19 protein-coding genes are annotated in these 21,754 nt (G+C 64.3%); 8 read left to right on the top strand and 11 right to left on the bottom strand.

What is annotated here, in order from left to right:
- The first annotated feature begins 6 nt into the window (after positions 1-6).
- Both HFRIS_RS24810 and HFRIS_RS24805 read left to right on the top strand, forming a co-directional pair.
- Positions 7-387: a type II toxin-antitoxin system RelE/ParE family toxin gene (locus tag HFRIS_RS24810; RefSeq protein WP_006463810.1), complete on the top strand. Its 381-nt coding sequence runs from the start codon at positions 7-9 to the stop codon at positions 385-387.
- Positions 371-808: a helix-turn-helix domain-containing protein gene (locus tag HFRIS_RS24805; protein WP_102663128.1), complete on the top strand. Its 438-nt coding sequence runs from the start codon at positions 371-373 to the stop codon at positions 806-808. The genes HFRIS_RS24810 and HFRIS_RS24805 overlap by 17 nt, the downstream gene beginning before the upstream one ends.
- A gap of 51 nt (positions 809-859) precedes the next feature.
- Here HFRIS_RS24805 and HFRIS_RS12895 read toward each other — a convergent pair whose 3' ends face one another.
- Positions 860-1,693, bottom strand: a complete 834-nt coding sequence (locus HFRIS_RS12895; RefSeq protein WP_006463808.1) for an alpha/beta hydrolase — start codon at positions 1,691-1,693, stop codon at positions 860-862.
- Positions 1,694-1,731: 38 nt separating this feature from the next.
- On the bottom strand, positions 1,732-2,646 hold the full coding sequence (locus HFRIS_RS12890) for a LysR substrate-binding domain-containing protein (RefSeq protein ID WP_006463807.1): 915 nt from the start codon (positions 2,644-2,646) through the stop codon (positions 1,732-1,734).
- Between the two features lie 263 nt (positions 2,647-2,909).
- On the opposite strand from HFRIS_RS12890, the gene HFRIS_RS12885 reads away from it, so the two are divergent.
- Genes HFRIS_RS12885 through maiA form a run of 4 tightly spaced genes read left to right on the top strand, consistent with a single transcriptional unit; the run spans position 2,910 to position 7,614 of the window.
- Positions 2,910-4,253 (top strand): MFS transporter, encoded by a 1,344-nt coding sequence (locus HFRIS_RS12885; RefSeq protein ID WP_006463806.1) that lies wholly within the window; start codon positions 2,910-2,912, stop codon positions 4,251-4,253.
- The gene (gene hmgA / locus HFRIS_RS12880; protein WP_006463805.1) at positions 4,250-5,587 is read left to right on the top strand and encodes a homogentisate 1,2-dioxygenase; all 1,338 of its coding nucleotides are present in this window, start codon (positions 4,250-4,252) and stop codon (positions 5,585-5,587) included. Before HFRIS_RS12885 ends, hmgA begins: the two co-directional genes overlap by 4 nt.
- The gene (gene fahA, locus HFRIS_RS12875; protein ID WP_006463804.1) at positions 5,584-6,930 is read left to right on the top strand and encodes a fumarylacetoacetase; all 1,347 of its coding nucleotides are present in this window, start codon (positions 5,584-5,586) and stop codon (positions 6,928-6,930) included. The genes hmgA and fahA overlap by 4 nt, the downstream gene beginning before the upstream one ends.
- 36 nt (positions 6,931-6,966) lie before the next feature.
- Positions 6,967-7,614 carry a maleylacetoacetate isomerase gene (gene maiA, locus HFRIS_RS12870; RefSeq protein WP_006463803.1) on the top strand — a complete coding sequence of 216 codons (648 nt, stop codon included), beginning with the start codon at positions 6,967-6,969 and terminating at the stop codon, positions 7,612-7,614.
- 12 nt (positions 7,615-7,626) lie between these two features.
- Here the strand turns inward: maiA and HFRIS_RS12865 are convergent, their stop codons facing one another.
- The 9 genes from HFRIS_RS12865 to HFRIS_RS12825 all read right to left on the bottom strand — a co-directional run bounded on the left by HFRIS_RS12865 (position 7,627) and on the right by HFRIS_RS12825 (position 18,582).
- Positions 7,627-8,076: a MaoC family dehydratase gene (locus HFRIS_RS12865; protein WP_006463802.1), complete on the bottom strand. Its 450-nt coding sequence runs from the start codon at positions 8,074-8,076 to the stop codon at positions 7,627-7,629.
- A 155-nt stretch (positions 8,077-8,231) separates the two neighbouring features.
- Complete coding sequence (gene fliD / locus HFRIS_RS12860; RefSeq protein WP_006463801.1) at positions 8,232-10,259, bottom strand: flagellar filament capping protein FliD; 2,028 nt, start codon at positions 10,257-10,259, stop codon at positions 8,232-8,234.
- A 316-nt stretch (positions 10,260-10,575) separates the two neighbouring features.
- Positions 10,576-11,070 (bottom strand): Lrp/AsnC family transcriptional regulator, encoded by a 495-nt coding sequence (locus HFRIS_RS12855; protein WP_081626852.1) that lies wholly within the window; start codon positions 11,068-11,070, stop codon positions 10,576-10,578.
- Between the two features lie 133 nt (positions 11,071-11,203).
- The gene (locus HFRIS_RS12850) at positions 11,204-12,580 is read right to left on the bottom strand and encodes an aspartate aminotransferase family protein (RefSeq protein ID WP_039875619.1); all 1,377 of its coding nucleotides are present in this window, start codon (positions 12,578-12,580) and stop codon (positions 11,204-11,206) included.
- A gap of 191 nt (positions 12,581-12,771) precedes the next feature.
- Entirely contained in the window at positions 12,772-13,674 is a 903-nt protein-coding gene (locus tag HFRIS_RS12845) for a GNAT family N-acetyltransferase (RefSeq protein WP_006463798.1), read from the bottom strand.
- Between the two features lie 73 nt (positions 13,675-13,747).
- Complete coding sequence (locus HFRIS_RS12840; RefSeq protein WP_006463797.1) at positions 13,748-15,229, bottom strand: NAD-dependent succinate-semialdehyde dehydrogenase; 1,482 nt, start codon at positions 15,227-15,229, stop codon at positions 13,748-13,750.
- A 41-nt stretch (positions 15,230-15,270) separates the two neighbouring features.
- A complete protein-coding gene (locus HFRIS_RS12835; protein ID WP_006463796.1) occupies positions 15,271-16,563 on the bottom strand; it encodes an NAD(P)/FAD-dependent oxidoreductase in 1,293 nt (430 codons plus the stop codon).
- Between the two features lie 185 nt (positions 16,564-16,748).
- Entirely contained in the window at positions 16,749-17,675 is a 927-nt protein-coding gene (locus HFRIS_RS12830; protein ID WP_006463795.1) for a 2-hydroxyacid dehydrogenase, read from the bottom strand.
- A 19-nt stretch (positions 17,676-17,694) separates the two neighbouring features.
- Positions 17,695-18,582, bottom strand: a complete 888-nt coding sequence (locus HFRIS_RS12825) for a GNAT family N-acetyltransferase (protein ID WP_006463794.1) — start codon at positions 18,580-18,582, stop codon at positions 17,695-17,697.
- 567 nt (positions 18,583-19,149) lie between these two features.
- On the opposite strand from HFRIS_RS12825, the gene HFRIS_RS12820 reads away from it, so the two are divergent.
- Both HFRIS_RS12820 and HFRIS_RS12815 read left to right on the top strand, forming a co-directional pair.
- Positions 19,150-19,818 carry a haloacid dehalogenase type II gene (locus HFRIS_RS12820; protein WP_006463793.1) on the top strand — a complete coding sequence of 223 codons (669 nt, stop codon included), beginning with the start codon at positions 19,150-19,152 and terminating at the stop codon, positions 19,816-19,818.
- Positions 19,819-20,034: 216 nt separating this feature from the next.
- Complete coding sequence (locus tag HFRIS_RS12815; RefSeq protein WP_006463792.1) at positions 20,035-21,666, top strand: ABC transporter substrate-binding protein; 1,632 nt, start codon at positions 20,035-20,037, stop codon at positions 21,664-21,666.
- Positions 21,667-21,754 lie beyond the last annotated feature (88 nt).

Genomic DNA, 21,754 nt, shown 5'->3' with positions numbered 1-21,754 from the left:
AGGAATGTGAGGACATTTTGCGAGGTAGAATACACGGACGAATTTGGTCAGTGGTGGAATAGTCTTGACGAAGCCGAGCAGACCTCTGTGGCAACCTATGTCGGTTTGCTCGAACAGAATGGTCCGGCTCTCAAGCATCCTTACAGTTCTGGAATCCATGGCTCGCGACACGCCCATATGCGGGAGCTTAGGGTCCAGCATGCAGGTAGACCCTATCGGGTGCTTTATGCGTTCGATCCGTTGCGGCGTGCGATTCTTTTGATTGGCGGAACCAAGGCAGGAAAGAATCGGTGGTACGAACAATACGTACCGCTCGCGGATAAGCTCTACGACATCCATCTTCATTCATTGCGGATAGAGGCAGGCGACCATGTCAAAAAAATTTAGCGAATTGCGCGCTCGCATGCGACCGGAGGCGCAACTGGAGGCTCAATCCAGGACAGAGTCGCTGCAAACGAGTATCAAGCTACAGAATCTCCGAAAGAGTCTGCACGTCACTCAGGCTGCACTCGCAGAAACCCTGCAGGTACAACAGGCCGCGATTTCAAAAATGGAAAATCGGGAAGACTTGCTTGTCAGCAGCATGATGGATTTCGTGCGCGCTCTGGGAGGTCAATTGATATTGACGGCGAATTTTCCAGGAGATAGGACTTTCGATTTAACTCCAGATCCGGGCCCCGCCCCAGCACCAGCGTCAGTGAGTACTCAAAAGGTCGGGAAGCCTAGTTCGCAGAAGCGCCCGATTAAACACCGCAAAAGCAGCGTCGAGGCAACGATCAGAAGCTCGTCTGCAAGAAATCCCACATGAACCGGAGGGCCGGTGCATACCGGATGTGCTCTCCGCAGCTGCAGACTTCATTCATTCCAGCATCATTTTGATCATCGTCCGCGTCAACACACTCCCGGCATCGGCCGCCACGTCCACGATGCTCAGGTGATGTATCTGCGGCAGCGCCACGGTTTCCACCGCATGGCCCGACTGGCGCAGCTTGGCGGCGTAGGTGGCATTCTGGCGCAGGAATTCTTCCGTTTCCTGTCCACCCACGCTCAGCACTGCCTGCGCACCTTGCGGCAGATCCAGTTGCAGCGGGCTGGCCTGCAGGGCGTCGGACGGGGACAGGTGCAGGGATTCGTTGACGTAGGACAGGCGCACCGGCTCCAGGTCGTAGATGCCGGAAAGACCGCAGACGCCGCGTACCGGTGCTGCGCCCAGCGAGGCGATCAGCGCGGCCAGGTGGGCGCCGGCCGAGTGGCCCATGAGCCAGATCGCCTCCGGATCGAAGCGCAGTGCGCCGGCCTTGGCGTGCAGCATGCGCAGCGCCCGACCACAGTCGGCGGCGATGTCACCCATGCGTACCTGCGGTGCCAGGCGGTAATTGATCATCGCCACATTGATGTCCTGCGCCAGGTAGGGCAGGGCCAGCTGGCTGAACTGGTGCTTGTCCAGAGAGCGCCAGTAGCCGCCGTGGATGAACACCAGCAGGGGGCGGCCATTGCTGCGTCCGGGGAAGAAATCCAGGGTCTGCAGCGCATCCTCGCCGTAGGGCACATCGGCCAGGTGGGGGTGGGCCTCACGCGCGGCCAGCCCTTCACGGGCGAAACGGTCGAAGTAGTCCTGGAAATCCGGAATGTGCAGGCGCACGTAATACTGCAGGTCCAGCGCTTCGCGGTCGTAGTCGCGATAGATGTGCATGGTCTTCCTCCCCTGGCCTCTTGCGGCCCTGTTTCCTGTTATTCGGCGAACTGCTCTGAAATCAGATTGCGCAGCCAGACATTGCCCTCGTCCTGATTGTAGCGGCGATGCCAGAACATGTTGGTCTGCAGCGCCGGCAGTCGCAGCGGCGGCTTGATGTAGCGCAGTCCGAACGGCATGGCCGCGCTCTCGGCCAGCTTGCGCGGCACCGTCACGACCAGATCGGTGGTGCTGACGATATAGGGCACGGCGGTGAAATGCGGCACGCGAAAGCGCAGGCTTTGCAGGATACCGGCCTTTTCCAGATTCTGGTTGATACGGTCATAGGGGCTCTCCAGCGACGACACCATCAGGTGTTCGGCCGCCAGGAATTCCTTGAGGCTGACCTCGCCGCGCCGGTCCAGCGCATGGCCGATGCGAAACATGCTGACGTAGTCCTGGCGGAACAGCCGCCGCTGGTACAGTGCCTCGGACAGATTATCGAAGGCGCCGATGGCCAGGTCCACCCGGCCGGCTTCCATCTCGCTCTTGAGATCGACGGCGCCGGCGCGCACCGTGCTCACGCTCACCCCCGGCGCTAGCGTGGAGCAGGCCTCGATCAGCCGGGGCATGAAATAGACCTCGCCGACATCGGTCATGGCGATGGTAAAGCGGCGCTCGCTACTTTGCGGGGAGAAACCTTCCTGCAGGTTGAGAGCCCGCGCCACCTGTTGTAGTGCCGCAGCGACCGGCTCAGCCAGCTGGTCTGCGAACGGCGTGGGTTGCATGCCCTGCGCGGTACGCACGAAGAGTTCATCACCGAAGCTGCGCCGCAGCCTCGCCAGTGCATTGCTGACCGCTGGCTGCGACAGGCCCAGGCGGCGCGCTACCGAAGAAATCTGGCGTTCCTGGAAGACTTCCTGGAATACCACCAGCAGGTTGAGATCGATGTCGCGGGGTTCGATGAGGGCCATGGATGAGCTTGGAGCCTGGAACGTGCACACCGCAGGACGCCCTGCAGTGCACTGCAATATTCACGAAATGAATGGATCGTATTTTCGTATTTATATCGTAAAAGAAGGGCGATTGCACTACAGTGACGTCGCCGCCCCAGCCATCGGGGCCACGTCGCAGGACGTGCGCAGAGCGCCATCCAGAGCGGCATTGTCGGCCGTCATCGGCGCGCCAGACCGGCAACACAATTAAAACAACGTAAAGACAGACGAGGAGTCAAGACATGAGCATCCACGCGAGTGGCGCTCTCCCCACGGTCCATGTGGACCAGGTGGTGGAGCAGGGCCGTTTCGGCACTTTCCAGTTCGGCCTGCTGCTGTTGTGCGGCCTGTGCCTGATCATCGATGGTTTCGACGTCCAGGCCATGGGCTATGTGGCTCCGGCCATCATCGCCGACTGGGGCGTGAGCAAGGCCAGCCTGGGGCCGGTGTTCGGCGCCGGCCTGTTCGGCATGCTGCTGGGTTCGCTGGTGCTGACGCCGGTCGGCGACCGCTATGGCCGCCGCCCGGTACTGATTGTCTCCACTCTCTTTTTCGCGGCCTGCATGCTGGCCACGCCCCTGGTGACGACCCTCGATCAACTGTTGATCGTGCGCTTCATCACCGGTTTCGGCCTGGGCAGCATCATGCCCAATGCCATGGCGCTGGTGGGGGAATTCAGTCCATCCTCGTCCCGGGTCACGCGCATGATGCTGGTCTCCTGTGGCTTCACCGTGGGCGCTGCCGCTGGCGGCTTCGTCAGCGCCGCATTGATTCCGGCGCACGGCTGGCATGCGGTGTTCTGGGTCGGCGGCGCGGTGCCGCTGGTGCTGGGCCTGGTCATGCTGGTCTGGCTGCCGGAATCGATCCAGTTCCTGGTACTGCATCGCCGTCCGCAGGCGCAGGTGGCACGCTGGCTGCGCAAGCTCGATCCATCCATCGTCATCGATGAGCGCACCGAGGTGGTGGTCAAGGAAGCCAAGGCCGAGGGCATGCCGGTGGCGGCGCTGTTCCGTGATGGTCGCGCCGGAGTGACCGTGTTGCTGTGGCTGATCAGCTTCATGAACCTGATCAACCTCTATTTCCTCTCCAACTGGCTGCCCACACTAATCCATGACGCCGGCTATTCCACCAGCATGGCCGTACTGATCGGCACCTCGCTACAGGTGGGCGGCGTGATCGGCACCCTGACCCTGGGGCGCTTCATCAATCGCTATGGATTTACCCGGGTGCTGGGTGTCTGCTTCCTGCTGGCCTGCGTCTCGATTGCCATGATCGGCAAGGTGGCGGCCCTGCCGGCGCTGCTGTTCGTGGCGGTGATCGTGGCCGGCTTCTGCATCGTCGGCGGCCAGCCGGCGGTCAATGCCCTGGCCGGGACCTACTATCCGACCACCTTGCGTTCCACCGGCATCGGCTGGGCGCTCGGTATCGGTCGCATCGGCTCGGTGGTGGGCCCGGTGATTGGCGGCCAGCTGATCGCCCTGCAATGGAGCAATGGTTCGCTCTTCATCGCCGCCGCCGTGCCGGCCCTGATTTCGGCGCTGACCATTGCGCGCCTGCATCGTACTTCCCGAGGAGTTTCCGCATGACTACCGTCACCGATTCCGCCGTCAGTCACCACGTCCATACTCGTGGCTACCAGTCCGGCTTCGGCAATGAGTTCGAGACCGAAGCCTTGCCCGGGGCCTTGCCGGCACACCGCAATTCGCCGCAGAAGGTGGCCTATGGTCTCTATGCCGAACAGATTTCAGGCACCGCCTTCACCGCCCCCCGTGGCCACAATCGCCGCTCCTGGCTGTACCGTATCCGCCCGGCGGCGGTACATGAACCCTTTGCCCCGATGGAGCGCGGCCTGCTGGTAAGCCACTTCGATGACGTGGCAGCGCCGCCGAACCAGTTGCGCTGGGACCCGCAGCCCATGCCCACGGTCCCCACCGATTTCATCGAGGGGCTGGTCACCATGGCCGGCAACGGCTCGCCGCAGGCCCAGAACGGTTGCGCCATCCACCTGTACGCGGCCAATTGCTCGATGACCGACCGCTTCTTCTATTCGGCCGATGGCGAATGGCTGATCGTGCCGCAACAGGGCCGCCTGCAGTTGCGCACCGAACTGGGCGTGATCGACATCGAACCGCAGGAAATCGCCGTCATCCCGCGTGGCCTGCGCTTCCAGGTGCGGCTGCCGGACGGCGAGGCACGCGGTTACGTCTGCGAGAACTTTGGCGCATTGCTGCGCCTGCCGGATCTGGGGCCGCTGGGGTCCAACGGCCTGGCCAATCCACGTGATTTCGCTACGCCCCATGCCTGGTATGAAGATCGCGAGGGAGATTTCCAGTTGATCGCCAAGTTCGGTGGCAACCTGTGGCAGGCGAAGATCGGCCATTCGCCGCTGGACGTGGTGGCCTGGCATGGCAACTACGCGCCCTACAAGTACGACCTGCGCCACTTCAACACCATCGGCTCGATCAGCTACGACCACCCCGATCCCTCGATCTTCCTGGTGCTGCAGTCGCAGAGCGATACGCCGGGCGTGGATACCATCGACTTCGTGATCTTCCCGCCGCGCTGGCTGGCCGCCGAGAATACCTTCCGCCCGCCCTGGTTCCACCGCAACGTGGCCAGCGAATACATGGGCCTGATCACCGGCCAGTACGATGCCAAGGAAGGCGGCGGCTTTGTCCCTGGCGGCGGCAGCCTGCATAATTGCATGAGCGGCCACGGACCGGACGCGGCCACCTTCGAGAAGGCCAGCCGCATCGATACCAGCCAGCCGAACAAGGTCGATCACACCATGGCCTTCATGTTCGAGACCCGCAACATCCTTTGCCCCACCCGCCACGCCCTGGCGTCGCCGACCCTGCAGCGCGACTACCAGGATTGCTGGCTGGGGATCCAGAAGAACTTCAACCCGGAGCGCGCATGAGCCTGCCTAGCCTGAAACTGAACGAAACCCACGACACCGAGCTGCGCAGCTGGGTCGAGAGCGCCAATACCGACGGCTGCCCATTCCCGATCCAGAACCTGCCTTATGGTGTGTTCCGTCGCGCCGCAAGTGAAGAAAGCTTCCGTGCAGGCGTGGCCATCGGTGACCAGATCCTGGACCTGCCGGCGGCGCAGGCGGCCGGTGCCTTCTCCGGCTTTGACGAAGCCACGCGCCAGGCCGCCCACGCGGCCTGCAGCGGTAGCACGCTCAATGCCCTGATGGCCTTGACCCCGGCAGCCTGGTCGGCGTTGCGCCTGGCGCTGTCGCGTCTGCTGCGCAGCGGTTCGCCGCACCAGACCGAACTGGCGGCCTGCCTGGTGCCGCAGGCCCAGGCCCACTACGACGTGCCGGCCGCCATCGGCGACTACACCGACTTCTATACCTCCATCCATCACGCCACCTCGGTGGGCAAGCTCTTCCGTCCGGACAATCCGCTGCTGCCCAACTACAAGTGGGTGCCGATCGGCTACCACGGCCGTGCTTCGTCGATTGCGGTCTCGGGCCAGCAATTCCGCCGCCCGGTCGGCCAGACCAAGGCGCCGGATGCTGATACACCCAGCTTCGGACCCTGCAAGCGCCTGGATTACGAACTGGAAATGGGCATCTTCATCGGCGGTGGCAATGCTCTCGGCGAACCGGTACCGATGAGCCAGGCCGAAGACAAGGTGTTTGGCCTGTGCCTCCTCAATGACTGGTCGGCACGCGACGTGCAGGCCTGGGAATACCAGCCGCTCGGCCCCTTCCTGTCGAAGAGCTTCGCCTCCACCATCTCGCCCTGGATCGTCACGCTGGAAGCGCTGGCCCCGTATCGTTGCGCCTGGACCCGTCCGGCCGACGATCCGCAGCCGCTGCCCTACCTGGATGCCCCCACCCTGCGCGAGAGCGGCGCCTTCGATCTGCAGCTGGAAGTGCTGATCCAGACCGCCGCCATGTGTGAGGCCGGCACCGCCCCGCAGCGCCTGTCGCTGTCCAACTACCGCGACGCCTACTGGACCGTGGCGCAGCTGGTGGCGCACCACACGGTCAACGGCTGCAACCTGCGGCCCGGTGATTTCCTGGGTACCGGCACCTTGTCCGGTGCGCAAGCTGACGAAGCCGGCTCGCTGCTGGAACTGAGCGCCGGCGGCAAGGCACCCATTACCTTGGCCAACGGTGAACGTCGCGTGTTCCTGGAAGATGGCGACACCATCATCCTGCGTGCTGCCGCCCGTCGCGACGGCCTGCCCACGATAGGGTTCGGCGAAGCCGCCGGCACCGTGCTCCCGGCGCGCAGCCTGGCCTGATGCGCCCGGTTTCCAAGGAAGGATGAAAGGAAGAGGATGACTACCCTGTACAGCTATTTCCGCAGCTCGGCCTCCTACCGCGTGCGCATTGCCCTCAATCTCAAGGGCGTGAGCTACGAGACGGCGGCGGTGCACCTGCTCAACCAGGGCGGCGAGCAATTGCTGCCGGCCTTCACGCAACTGAACCCGCATGCGCTGGTGCCGGTGCTGGCCGACCAGGGGCAACTGCTGAGGCAGTCGATGGCGATCCTGGAATATCTGGAAGAGCGCTATCCCACGCCTTCGCTGCTGCCCGGCGATGCCTTCGCGCGCGCCCGCATCCGCGAACTGTCGCTGGCCATCGCCTGTGAAATCCATCCCCTGAACAACCTGCGCGTGCTGCGTTATCTCAAGCACCAGCTCAACGTCGACGAAACCCAGAAGACCGCCTGGATCCAGCACTGGATCAAGCTCGGCTTTGCCGCGCTGGAGCAGCAACTGGCCGCCGACACCACGCGCGGCCACTTCTGCGTGGGCGATGCGCCGACCATGGCCGATTGCTTCCTGGTGCCGCAGATCTTCAATGCGCGCCGCTTCGAGGTCGACATGGCACCCTATCCGACGCTCTGCGCCATCGAGGCTGCCTGCAATGTCCTGCCAGCCTTCGAACAGGCGCATCCGGCACGCCAGCCGGACGCCGCCTGAACTGGGCCAGGCTTAGCTGCGGCGCGGCACCAGCAGGTTGCCGGTCATGATCAGCACGGCTTCGTCGTGCTGGTTGTAGGTGGTCACGCGATGGTTGAGAAAACCCTGCAGGGGGCGCGATTGCGAGGTCTTGATACCCAGCACTTCGGCCTCCAGGCGCAGCACGTCGCCGGGGCGGGTGGGGCGTGGCCAGCGGAATTCGTCGAAGCCGGCGCCGATGATGCCGCCCTGGATGTGGAGCGTATCGACCAGCAGGCGCATGGTCAGCGCGGCGGTATGCCAGCCGCTGGCCGCCAGTCCGCGAAAGAAGGTCTGCTGGGCGGCAGCGTCATCCAGGTGGAAGGGCTGGGGATCGAACTGGGTGGCGAACTGCTTGATGGCCTCGGCATCCACGGTCAACGTGGCGGGTGAACGGAAAACCTGGCCGGGCTGGAAATCTTCCAAATACTTGGGCGTATCCACGATGTCTCCTGATCGTTGTTATCGCTGTGATGTCCCGGTCTTCAGGAAACCGGAAAGGCCCCCAGTATAGCGACTTCCGCAAAAACCACAGGCCGCAGCGGAGGGCGCGCTGCGGCCTGTGGTGTTGTCACCGGCGATCGACCCGAGGTTCGGGCTCAGGACGACTTCGACAGCTTGGTCAACTGCTGCGTCAGATAGCTTTGCCTTGCCTGCATGGTTGCCAGCGTGACGTTCAGGCGATTGAACTGGTTGGTGTAGTTATCCTTCAGGTCCTGCAGGCGCGAATTGGCCGCCGTCTGCTGGTCCGTGACGATCTTCAGGCTGGCCTGCAGGCCCTTGGTCTTGGTGGCCAGCGTGCCACCTTCCTTCAGGATGCCATCCATCACCGTCTGCAGCTTGGTGACCACGCCGCCCGTGGCGGTGAAGAGCTTGCTGATGCCCTCGAAGTCCTTGTTGGCAGCCGTGGTCAGCTTGGTCGAATCCAGCGCCAGCGTGCCGTCCTTCTGGAAGGAAATGCCGACCTGCGACAGGTTCATCCCCCCGCCTTCGCCCAGCGCCCCCAGCATGGTGCTGCGGATCTGCGCCATCATGTTCAGCACCGATGATTCCGAGGCCAGCGGCGAGCCGGTATTGGCCTCGCCCTTGGTGGTGGACGGGGTTTGCTTGGTCAGGTTGGTCACCGCCTTGGCCAGCGTGTTGTAGGCGTTGACGAAGGTATTGGCGGCGGTGGTCAGGCCACTGGTGTCATTGGAAATGGCCAGCGTGAAATTGTCGGTGGCATTGGTGACCTTGCTCAGGTTCAGCGTCACCCCCGAGATCACGTTGGTGACCTTGTTGCTGGTGCTGGTCACGACCACGCCGTCGATGGTCATCCGCGCATCCTGCGCCTTGGCCAGCTGGCCCATGCTGCTGCCGGTGAGGCCGGCGTAATCATTGCTGCCGGTCAGCTTGACCGCGTCGCTGCCGGTCGGGGTGAGCACCAGCTGCTCCTTGCCGCCGCTGGTGGTGATGCTGGCTGTCACGCCGGTGTTGGCGTCGTTGATGGCCTTCATCACGTCATTGAGACGGATGTCGCCGCTGGCGTCCAGATCGGTCGGGGTGATGTTGAAAGACTTGTTGCCCACCTGCAGTGCCAGCGCGCCAGTGGTGAAGGTCTGGCCAGCCGTCACGCCCGGGGTGGTGACGGTGCCGCTGGGATCGAAGGCGAACGGCGCAAACGCGCCGGTGCCGCTGACCCGCAGGGTGTTGGCCGCGCCGCTATCCTTGGCGGTCAGCACCAGGTGGTCATTGGTGCCATCGCTGACGATGGAGGCGCTCACGCCCGCTTCGCTGGCGTTGATGGCATCACGCACACCGGCCAGGGTATTGGTTTTGGGCTGGATCAGCACGGTCGAGCCGTTGCCGGTCTTGATGGCCAGCACGCCATTGTCGAAGGTGCTGCCCGGGGCGATGCCGGCCGAGCTGACCTTGACCGCCTGCGCCAGCTGGTTCACCGCCAGGCTGTACGAGCCCGAAGCCGCCTTGGCCGCGTCGCGCGGGGCCTGCACCTGGGTCACGCTGCCCGGCGTGCTGGAGGCCGGATCGTAGCTCAGCCCCGAGAGGGTGTTGTTGGCGGTGATCTTGATGGTATTGGCGGTGCCGCCGGTATTGGATTCCAGCACCAGGTGGTCGCCGCTGCCGTCGGTGGTGATCGACGCCGTGACCCCGGCCTTGGAGGCATTGATCGCATCGCGCACGCCGGCCAGCGTGGCATTGGCCTTGAGCGTGATGAAGGTGGGCTGGTTGCTGCCCACCTTGATGGCGACCGAATCGCCGGCATTGAAGGTGGTGCCGGTGGCATAGCCGCCCGACTTCAGCTTCTGCGCCAGTACCTCGGTCGATTCATCGGTGTTGGTCTCGGCCGTGAGCGGATCGGTGGTGAGGCCCGTGCCGGTACCGGCATTGGTCAGGGTGGTCTTCTGGGCGCTGAAGGTGGCCGAGGTCATCCCCTTGAGGGCGCTCTGATAGGTCGACAGCGCGTTCTTCAACGTCCCGTAGGCCGAAATGAGCGTGTTGAAACCGGTTTCCTTGTTTTTCAGCGGCGTGAGCCGCGACTTGCTTTCAACCGAAATGAGCTGGTTGACCAAGGTCGCCACATCGAGCGGACCGGCTGACGTGGAGATGGACCCGGTGGAAGTTGCCATGTTGACCCCTGAACAATATCGAATTCTTCTTGTAATCTGGAAACACTGACAAATCGTCAGTGTTCGCCACATTAACGGCAGCTCTTTACAAAAGTAAAGGTCAGTTTGCTGACCAAAACTGGAATTTGTTCGGGATTTTTGTGGAGATTTGATGGAGATGCGGCTCGCGCAGCTAAACAGGGCGGCCAGCGGACGGGGGAGGGGGGCGGGAAGACAGAAGGAAGGCTGCAGAGGGCGGCAAGGAGCGGCAGGGAGCGACAAGGAGCGGCACGGAGCCTTCGGCCCATGCCCCGTCCCGCCCTGGCTTCAGTCCGGATCAGGTCTGGATGAACTTTTCCAGCGGGTAGTGATGCTTGATGAAGGGCGACTTGATGACGATGTAGCTGAAATACTTTTCAATGCGCAGGTTCTGTTCCAGCAGCGACTCGATCACGCTCTGATAATGCACCACGCTGCGGGTCATGAACTTGAGCAGGTAGTCGTAACCCCCGCTGACCAGGTGGCATTCGATGATCTCGTCGACATTGCGGATATAGGACTCGAACTTGGCGAAGTCTTCGCGGCGGTGGTCCGACAGCGTCACCTCGGTGAACACGATCTGCACGTCGGCCAGTTTTTCCAGGCGGATGTAGGCGCCGTAGCCGCTGATGTAGCCGGCCTTTTCCAGGCGCTTGACGCGGATCAGGCAGGGGCTGGGGGACAGGCCGACGGCGTCGGCCAGGATCACATTGGTAATGCGGCTATTTTCCTGCAGGTGACACAAAATCCTCAGATCGATCCGGTCCAGTTTCAACGCGCCGTTAGTCATCATGTTGCCTCGGGTTATTCGACTCAACCGGCCTGCTGTCCCTGGGCGGGGAAGGCAGGCCGGATGTCAGGGCATTTTAACCCCTCCGGTCCCTGTTTTTGGCATGTGACCGGGGGCTTTGCTCGCATCGACCGGCTTATTTGACGGCCTGGCGCACCTCGGGCTGGGCCAGCACTTCGTCGAGGATGGCCTTCAGCCGCTGGAACATCAGCTCGAAATCGGCCGGTGTATAGCACAGCGCCGGCGCAAAACCGAGGATGTTGTCGCCGAAGGCGCGGAACACCAGGCCCTGCTGGTAGGCCACCTTGAAGATGCGTTCATGCAGCATCAGTTCGGGCGCGAAGCGCGCCTTGGTGTGCTTGTCGGCCACCAGTTCCAGCGCACCCAGCAGCCCCCGGCTGCGGGCATCCCCCACCAGCGGATGATCCAGCAGGGCGCGCAGGCCAGCTGTGAAATGGGGCTCGACCCGACGACCGTTTTCCAGCAGACCACCTTCCTCGTACAGGCGCAGCACCTCCAGCGCCACCGCCGCACTGACCGGATGGGCCGAATAGGTCTGGCCGTGGCCGACCACGGTGCTCATGGGCGCGCCATCGGCAATGCCCTGGTAGACCCGGTCCGACATCATCACCGCGCCCATCGGCGCGTAGCCCGCGGTCAGGCCCTTGGCCATGGTCATCAGGTCCGGCTGCACGTCTTCGTCCAGGCAGGCAAACATGGGGCCGGTGCGGCCGAAGCCGGTGATCACCTCATCCACCACGAACAGGATGCCCAGCTCGTTGCAAGCCAGCTGCATGGCCTTCAACCAGCCCTTGGGCGGCACTACCACACCGCCCGAACCCTGGATCGGTTCGCAGAAGAAGGCCGCCACCTGGTCCGCGCCCAGTTCGGCCACCTTGCTGCGCAGCGCCTGTACCGAGGCGGCGATGATGGCTGCGTCGTCGGCCAGTTCGCTGCGGTAGGGATAGGGCGAGGGCAGGTAGTGCTGGGTCGGCAGCGGCAGATCGAAGTTGAAGTGGAAATTGGGCAGCGCCGTCAGTCCCGCCCCCACCGAAGAGGAACCATGGTAGCCACGCTGCAGCGAGATGAAATGCTTCTTGGCCGGCTTGCCGATGGCGTTGTGGTAGTGCGTGATGTAGCGGACGGCGGCATCCACCGCGTCCGATCCGCCCAGGGTGAAGTAGACATGCCGGAGCGAGGCCGGGCTGATGTCCACCAGCTTCTTGGCCAGCAGGATCGCCGGTTCCGAGGCGAAGTGGAAGTAGCCCGTGGCATACGGCAGGCGCTGCATCTGTTCGGTGGCGGCACGGATCACGCTCTCCTGGCCATAGCCGGTGTTGACGCACCACAGGCCCGAGAAGGCATCCAGCAGTTCCTTGTCCTGATGGTCGGTCAGGTAGGCGCCACGGCCGGACTTGAGGATGATGGGACCCAGCTCTTCGTGTTCGCGAAAGCTGGTCACGGGATGGATCAGGTGGCTGCGGTCGAGGGCAGCCAGGGTCGATGTTTGCATGAAGGAGGACTCGCTGACGATGGCGTTGAACAAGGTCGTGCCAGGCGGGCGACACAACCGGGATGCGTTCTATGCTATGCCTGCCCGGTCGCAGCGGATGCGCAAGATGCGGGGTCCAAAAAGCATCTTCATGGGTTTTGCGGGCGGCTTTGGCATTTTCTGCGGCGCACCCCGTGCGACCGGCTGCGGCCTCAGCCCAGCGCCTGGTTGACGATGGAAAACAACTGCATGCCCGCATCGCGCGCCGGCGGCGTACCCTTGCACATGCGGGTGACATGGTCGACATTGGTCAGGCCCAGCGTGTCCAGCCAGGCCGGCAGGCCGCTCGATTCGAACACGTCGATGCGGATGAAGGAATCCGAATAGGTATTGATCCAGTGCGCGATCAGGCCCTTGGCCCGTTCGGCATCGGGTGCCACCACCGGCCCGATCACACGGCCATGGCCGAAGCGACGCACCAGCGCAAAGCCCAGCATCTCGCCATCGCGGTCCAGCGCCACGCCTTCGGACATCTCCAGCAGGGCCAGCAGCAGCTTGCTGCGCTCCATGCCGGTGGCGCGCGCATCCAGCGCCAGCAGCCGCTGCACATCATTCTTGCCCATCGGCCGCACGCGCTCGCCGGGCGGCAGCGAGACCAGTACCGGCTGCGCCGACGAGCCCTGGAACTGGTGCAACACATCCTGCTGAATAAAGCCCAGTTGCCGATACAGCGGCATGCCCGCCGCGGTGGCATTGACCACCAGGCTGCGGCCATTGACCTGGCTGGCGGTGTGCTGCATCAGCCGCCGCCCCAGGCCGCGGCGCTGCAGCTCGGCCTGCACCAGCAGCATGCCGATGACCGCGTGCTGCTCGCCGTAGCAGGTGCACACCACCGAACCCACTACCGGCAGCGCGGCACCGTCGGCGGTGTGTTCCAGCAGATAGCCCTGGCCCATCTGCAACAGGAATTTCCAGTCCTCCAGCCGGTGTGGCCACTTGAAGCGCAGCGACAGCCGGTGGCAGTTGCCCAGGTCATCGGCGGCGATGGCACGCAGGCGCAGGTCGGGCAAGGCTTCCTGGCCGCTGCTCGGGACGGGGGTGGTCGGCGCTGGCATGGGGGCTCCTGGTCGGTTCGTTGAAGGTAACGTAGTACAGGGATTTCAGGGCTGCGATTTCAGGGCTGCGGTCTCACAGCTGGCCCTGGCACACGTACTTGGTATGCAGATAATCATCCAGCCCGTGCACCGAGCCTTCACGACCATAACCGGATTCCTTGACGCCGCCGAAGGGGGCCGCCTCGGCCGCCAGTGCGCCCTCGTTGACCCCGACGATGCCGCTCTCCAGTGCATCGGTGACACGATGGATGCGCCGTACATCGGTCGAATAGAAATACGCGGCCAGCCCGAAGGGCGTGCCATTGGCCGCGGCGATCACTTCTTCCTCGCTGGTGAAGCGCGTCACCGGTGCCACCGGGCCGAAGGTCTCTTCGCAGCTGCATTGCATGGCATCGGTCACGTTGGCCAGCACGGTGGGCGCGTAGTAGTTGTCGCTTTCGTAGCCGGGCCCCTGCAGGCGCTGGCCGCCGGTGATCACGTGGGCACCGCGGGCGACGGCATCGCGCACGTGCTGGTCGATCTTGGCGATGGCACGGGCATTGATCATCGGGCCGATCTGCGAGGCCGGATCGGTGGCCGGGCCGACCTTCAGCGCCGCCACCCGGGCGCCCAGCCTGGCCACGAAGGCGTCATAGACCTGCTCTTGTACGTAGATGCGGTTGGGGCTCACGCAGGTCTGGCCGCCATTGCGGAACTTGGCCGCCATCACGCCGTCGATGGCGGCATCCAGATCGGCATCGTCGAAGACGATGAAGGGCGCATTGCCGCCCAGTTCCAGGGAGAGCTTTTTGAGGGTATCGGCCGAATGACGCGCCAGGTGCTTGCCCACGGCGGTGGAGCCGGTAAAGCTGATCTTGCGTACCCGGCTGTCGGCCAGCCACACGTCGACCACTTCCGGCGTGCGCTCGCGCGAGGCCGTGACGATGTTGATCACCCCGGCCGGCACGCCCGCTTCCTGCGCCAGGCGCACCAGTGCCAGCGAGGTCAGCGGTGTATCCTCGGCCGGCTTGCACACCACGGTGCAACCGGCGGCCAGGGCCGGCGCGATCTTGCGGGCGATCATCGCGGCCGGGAAATTCCAGGGCGTGATGGTGGCGACTACGCCCACCGGTTCCTTCAGCGCCAGCATGCGGCGGCCGGTGACCGGGGCCGGGATGATGTCGCCATTGGCGCGGGTGGCTTCTTCGCCGAACCATTCCACATAGCTGGCCGCATAGGCCACTTCACCGCGCCCCTCGGCCAGCGGCTTGCCCTGCTCGCGCGAGATCAGGCGACCCAGGTCTTCCTGGTGCGCCAGCAGCAAGTCGTTCCAGCGTTTGAGGATGGCGGCGCGCTGCTTGGCCGGCGTGGCACGCCAGGCTGGGAATGCAGCAGCAGCGGCATCCACCGCGGCGCGGGCATCGCCGGCATTGCCGTCGGGGACGCTGGCAAACACCTTGCCGGTGGCCGGATCACTGACCGCAAGTTCGCGACCGTCAGCCGCTGCGCGCCATTCGGCGCCGATCAGGTGGGCACCGGGCAGCAGGTCCTGGCGGTGCAGTTCGAGTGTAGTCATGGCAGGCATTCAGTCAAAGTGAAGAGGATTCGAAAGGGCATTCACGCCAGCTTATCCTTGAGCCGGTAGTACATGCCCACCACCGGCAGGAACCAGGGTGGCCCGAAATGACCGGGGATGGCCGGCCATTCGCGGTCACGCCAGGGATTGGCCAGCGCATCGCCGGCCATCACCTGCGCCATGCACTGGCCCATGTGCACCGACATCTGCGTGCCGTGGCCGCTGTAGCCCATGGAATAGAACAGGCCATCGCGTTCTCCCGCCTGCGGCAGGCGGTCGCGGGTCATGTCGACCAGCCCGCCCCAGCAATAGTCCAGGCGCACCGGTCCCAGCTGCGGGAAGGTCTGCTGCAGGCCCTGGCGCAGGATTTCGCCACTGGCGGCATCGGACTGCGGGCTGGAAATCGCAAAGCGTGCCCGTCCGCCGAAGACCAGGCGGGTATCGGGCGTCATCCGGAAATAGTGATGGATATTGGCCACCGTGGTGTAGGTGCGCTGTTGGCTCAGCAGGCTGGCCGCGCGTTCGGCTCCCAGCGGCTCGGTCACCACGATGAAGCTGCCTACCGGCACGATGCGCCGGCGCAGCCAGCCGAAGCTGCGGTAGGCGCCGTGACGGCTGGCACCGGTGGCCAGCAGGACCTGCCGCGCCAGGATGCTGCCGCGGGGCGTATGGACCCGATGTCCGTAGCTGTCGCCGATGCGTTCCAGCCGTCGTACCTCGGTGCCGGTATGGATGGCCGCGCCGTGGCGTTCGGCCGCCAGCGCCAGGCCATAGGCGAAGCGGCCCATGTGCATCTGCGCGCTGCGCTTGTAGAGCATGCCGCCATGGAAGCGCTCGCTCTGCACCTCGGCACGCACGCGGGCGGCGTCCAGGATCTCGATGTCGCGGTCCACGCCGTCGGCGTAGAGGCGCTCGGCGCTGCGTTGCAGGGCCTCCATCTGTTGCGGCCGTGTAGCCATCTTGAGCTTGCCGTGGCGCAGGAAGTCGCAGGCGATGCCTTCTTCCTGCACCAGCCGTGCCACCGTATCGACCGCATCGTCATAGGCGTGGTACCAGGCGCGGGCGCGTTCGACCCCGACCCGGGCGGCGACCTCCGCGTAATCCATCGCCAGGCCGTTGTTGACGTGACCGCCATTGCGGCCCGAGGCTTCGGCTGCCACGTGCGCGCCGGCTTCCAGCACGACCACCGAGGCGCCGCGCCTGGCCAGCGCCAGTGCCGCCGACAGGCCGGTAAAGCCGCCACCGACGATGGCCACGTCGACCTGGGCTGGCAGTTCTCGCGAGGGGGAGATATACAGCGGGGCAGAATCGGTCCAGTAGGATTCCAGCTTCATGGTCGGGATGTCGGGCAGGTGGATAGGGGCAGGGCGGCGCGTCTGCTGACGCAGCACGCCATGTCATCAAGGATAGGGCGTGCCGGCAAGCGATGTGGCGCGAACTGCAGCGCGCCGGCGGCATGGCATGCCGTTCTGGCGTGGGCAATCGGCATTTTGTTTGCCATGCGGCATCGCCTCCCGAGTCAGTAACCGCGCTGGCGGTCGATCAGACCCAGCAGCGGCAGGCCGGCACGATGACGGCGCAGGTTTTCCAGCACCGCTTCCACGGCGCCATCGGGCTGGGTCATGCTGGCGATGTGGGGCGTGAGCACGATGTCGGGATGCGACCAGAACGGGTGGCCCGGCGGCAAGGGTTCGACCTCGCACACATCCAGTACCGCCGCACTGAGCTGGCCATCAGCCAGGGCGGCCAGCAGGTCGTCCTCGACCAGGTGGCCGCCACGGCCGACATTGACCAGCGCCGCCCCGCGCGGCAGTTGCTCAAACAGTGCGCGACACAGGATGCCGCGCGTATCGTCGGTCAGCGGTACCAGGCATACCAGCACATCGGTGCGTGCAAGGAAATCCCTCAGGCCCGCGCTGCCGCTGTAGCAATCGATGCCCTCCAGCTGGTGCGCCGAACGGCTCCAGCCGGCGCAGGGGAAACCCAGTCCATGCAACTGCTGCAGCACCGCCTGGCCCAGCATGCCCAGGCCTAGCACCCCGACCCGGCAGGCCGTGGCCGGCCGCACGCGATGCGCCCGCCACACCTGTTCGCGCTGCTGGCGGGCATAGAGGCGGCTGTCGCGATGCAGGCCCAGCACCGCATGGGTCACGTATTGCACCATGCCGGCGGCAATACCGGGTTCGGTCATGCGCACCACCGGCAATGCCGGGGGCAGGGTGGACATGTCGAACTGGTCGATGCCGGCACCGACCGAAAACAGGATTTCCAGGTTGGGGAAGCGCTGTGCGATATCGTCCGGCGGAGTCCAGGCCGCCAGGTAGCGCACGCTGGCGTCATCGCCCTGGTGTGGCCAGATCTGGAAGGGCTGCTCCGGTGCCTTTTGCGCAAACAGCTCGGCCCATTCGGCGCCCCGCACGGGGTCGGCTTTGTAGAGAAAGGTCATGGTGAGTCGCGCCGGCCGTTCAGCCCAGCGCCTGGTTGATCATGGAATAGGTGCGCCAGGTCGGATCCGCCTTGGGCGGCGTGCCCCGGCACATGCTGACCACGTCGTCCACGCAGGTCAGGCCGATCTCCTGCAGCCAGGGTTTGAGGCCGGTACGGCCCGGCACGTCGATGCGCAGGTAGGCGCCCGGGTAGGCGTTGACCCAATAGGCGATCAGCGCCTTGGCGTCTTCCACGTTGCTGGCGATGACCGGCCCGATCACGCGGCCGCGGCCGAATTCGCGCTGGAAGGCCACCCCCGCCACCTGTCCCTGCCGCTCCAGCACGACCACCTCGGCCAGTTTCAACAAAGCCTGCAGCAGGGCGCTGCGGTCGATGCCGCTGGCCTGGCGATCCAGTGCCAGCAGGGCCGGCACTTCATCCGGGCGCAGCGGGCGGATGTGCGTGCCTGGCGGCAGCGTGGCGGGCGCGCTGGCCATGGTGCTCTGGTGCTGGCTGAGGGTATCGGTGACCACGAACCCCAGTTTTTCATACAGCGGGCGTCCGGCCTCGGTGGCATTGAGGATGACGTTGCGGGAGCCGGCATCGGCCAGCAGGCGCTGCATCATGGCGCGCCCCAGGCCGCGTCCCTGCAGGGCATCAGCGATGATCACCAGACCCAGCGACGCATAGTCATCGTCCAGCCGGCACAGCATGCCGCTGCCGGCCACATTGAGGGTGCCATCAGGCTGTTCCTGTTCGACCGCCCAGCTGCTGCTGACCTGATGGTGGAACTGCCAGTCCGCCAGGCGGTGCGGCCAGTGCAGATGGAGGCTCATGGCATGGCAGGCCGGCAGATCCGTGGCGCGCATGGGGCGCAGCGTGGTGCGGTCGGCCTGGGTGGTGTCGAGCGTGCTTTCAGTGTGCATGAAGCTTGTCCTTATCAATACGTGTCGATCCATGTGATCGCGTTCTATATGAGTGCTGCCTGCGGAGCTGCCGGGCAGTCGGCACACCTCAGCGATGATGCGCCATCGGCGGCATGCGGCGGAGGGTTTCGGTGCCGCGAATTCGCAATCTTATGGCGATCTGCACCCCTATCTCGGCACAAAATTGGGCGGCATCGGCATTAGCATGGTGCTGCCCCGCATGCCTCACTGCTAAATGATTTACGCATGTGTGGTGCAAGCGATTGCCCGGGCAGGGGTCATCTGCGCCAACACCCTGCCTGCCTCCGGATCGCCAGCCTGCCGATAGAAACCGCACCAGCTTGGTGAAAGTGCCCCAAAGCAGCGCACCCGGCTCGCATTGCTGCACTGCTCGGCAAGCTATGCTGATTGGGCCGTCGAAAACACATATTTCTGTTTCGCGGCCCCGTCAAAAAGGAATAAACCGCAAGTGTCGCCATGTTGTAATCCTTCTCATGCATTGAACCTCAGGCAAGAGAATTCGCCGCATCCCTTTGCAGGATCATTTTTTTGACAGGACGATTTTCCATGAGCACTTTCAAGCCCAAATTCATCACCTTCGACTGCTACGGCACGCTGACCCGTTTCCAGATGTCGGAAACCGCGCAGAAGATCTACGCCGACCGTGTATCGGCCGAGGACATGCCTTTCTTCCTGCGCCAGTTCGCTGCCTATCGCCTCGATGAAGTGCTGGATCAGTGGAAGCCCTACGAACAGGTCTGCAAGAACGCCATCACCCGTACCTGCGCGCGCTGGGGCATCAAGACCACCGACGAGGAGACCGGCGCCTTCTACAAGGCCGTGCCGACCTGGGGCCCGCATGCCGACGTGCCGGCCGGCCTGTCCAAGGTGGCCAAGGAGTTCCCGCTGGTGATCTTCTCCAACGCCGACGACAGCCAGATCATGCATAACGTCGAACAACTGGGTGCGCCCTTCCACAAGGTCTTCACCGCCCAGCAGGCGCAAGCCTACAAGCCGCGCCTGAGCGCCTTCGAATACATGCTCGACAACCTCAACTGCAATCCGGAAGACGTGTTGCACGTCTCTTCCAGCCTGCGCTACGACCTCATGCCGGCGTCCGACATGGGGATCAAGAACAAGGTCTTCGTCAATCGCGGCCATGAGCCCTCGACGCCGTACTACGGCTATACCGAGATCAAGGACATCTCCGGCCTGCCGGGTGTGCTCGGGCTGTAAGCCGGGCAGGAGCAGGAAGGGAGCCGCCCACGCACAGCCCGTGCGCAGGCACTCCCGGTAACAGCAGTGTTCCGGTCGCCGCCGGCCTGGCATCAGGCTTGCGATCCATGCGACCGGCCCCATCAGGTGGCACGCCCTGTGCGGAGGGATCTGCGACAGCAGACGCCAGGGCAGGCCGGTGGTCTTCGTGGTTGAACTTTTATCGTGAGGCTTTTCATGAGCAAGCAGGAAAACGGACGACTCCCCGCAGAGGGCTCCATCATCACCGACCTATCGCTGGAAAATGCGCAGGGCGGTTTCACCCGCCGCGACATGATGCGCACCCTGCTGGCCGGCAGTCTCATGACGGTGGGCGGCACGGGCCTGCTCACGGCCAGCGGCAGCGCAATGGCGCAGGCGGCACAGACCGGCAAGCGCGGTGGCAAGATGCGCATCGCCACCCAGACCAGCTCCACCGCCGACACCCTGGACCCGGCCAAGACCGCGCACTCCACCGACTACACCCGGGCGCACATGTTCTACAACGGCCTGACCAAGCTGGACGGCAAGCTGGCGCCGCAAATGGTGCTGGCCGAGGAAATGCTCACCAACGACGCCATCACCTGGACCGTCAAGCTGAAGAAGGGCGTGACCTTCCACGACGGCAAGCCCCTCACCCCGGCCGACGTGGTGTTCTCGCTCATGCGCCACAAGGACCCGGCCACCGCCTCCAAGGTCAAGGTGCTGGCCGACCAGATCGAATCGGTCAAGGCCACCGGCCCCAATGAAGTGCAGATCAAGCTCACCAGCGCCAATGCCGACCTGCCGGTGATCCTGGCGACCGCGCAGTTCCTGATCGTGCGCGACGGCACCACCAACTTCAGCAGCGCCAACGGCACCGGTGCCTTCAAGCTCAAGGAATTTACCCCCGGCGTGCGCACCATCGGCGTACGCAACGAAAACTACTGGAAGAGCGGCCTGCCCTACCTGGACGAGGTCGAACTGTTCGGCATCCCCGACGAGGCGGCCCGCGTCAATGCGCTGCTCTCCGGCGACGTGCACTGGATCAACGACGTCAACGCCCGCTCCACCGGCCGCGTCAAGGGTACCGCCGGCTATACCGTCATGGAAACCAAGTCGGGCCAGTACACCGACCTGATCATGCGCCAGGACGTGGCACCCGGCAGCAGCATGGATTTCACCCTGGGCATGAAGTATCTGCTGGACCGCGAACAGATCAAGATGGCCGCCTTCCGCGGTTACGCCGTCACCGCCAACGACCAGCCGATCGACCCCACCAACCGCTTCTATTTCGCCGGCCTGCCGCAGCGCGCCTTCGATCCCGACAAGGCCAAGTTCCATCTGGAGAAGGCCGGTGTCATGGGCAGCACCATTCCGGTCGTGGCCTCGGTGGCCGCCACCGGCTCGGTGGACATGGCCGTGCTGATGCAGCAGAGCGCCGCCAAGATCGGCCTGAAGCTTGATGTCAAGCGGGTCCCGGCCGATGGCTACTGGTCCAACCAGTGGATGAAGGTGCCGGTCGGCTTCGGCAACATCAATCCGCGCCCCAGCGCCGACATCCTGCTGACCCAGTTCTTCAAGTCGGATGCCCAGTGGAACGAATCGGGCTGGAAGAATGCCCAGTTCGACCAACTGGTGGTGGCCGCGCGCGGCGAGACCGACTTCACCAAGCGCAAGTCCATGTATGCCGATCTGCAGACCATGATCCACGAGAAGTGCGGCATCGGTATCCCGGTCTTCATCATCAACCTGGAAGGCATGAGCACCAAGGTCAAGGGCATCGATCCGGTGCCGCTGGGTGCCTTCATGAACTACACCTGTGCCGAGTACGTCTGGCTGGATGCGTGAGAACGGGAAAGTCTCGCGCCTGACGCAATGAAGGCAGTGCAAGTCGCATGGGACCGGTCGGCACAGTCGGCCGGTCCCGGCACTGGTT

The organism is Herbaspirillum frisingense GSF30, from assembly GCF_000300975.2.
Taxonomy (GTDB): domain Bacteria; phylum Pseudomonadota; class Gammaproteobacteria; order Burkholderiales; family Burkholderiaceae_D; genus Herbaspirillum; species Herbaspirillum frisingense.
This window is presented reverse-complemented; position numbering and strand designations above follow the sequence as displayed.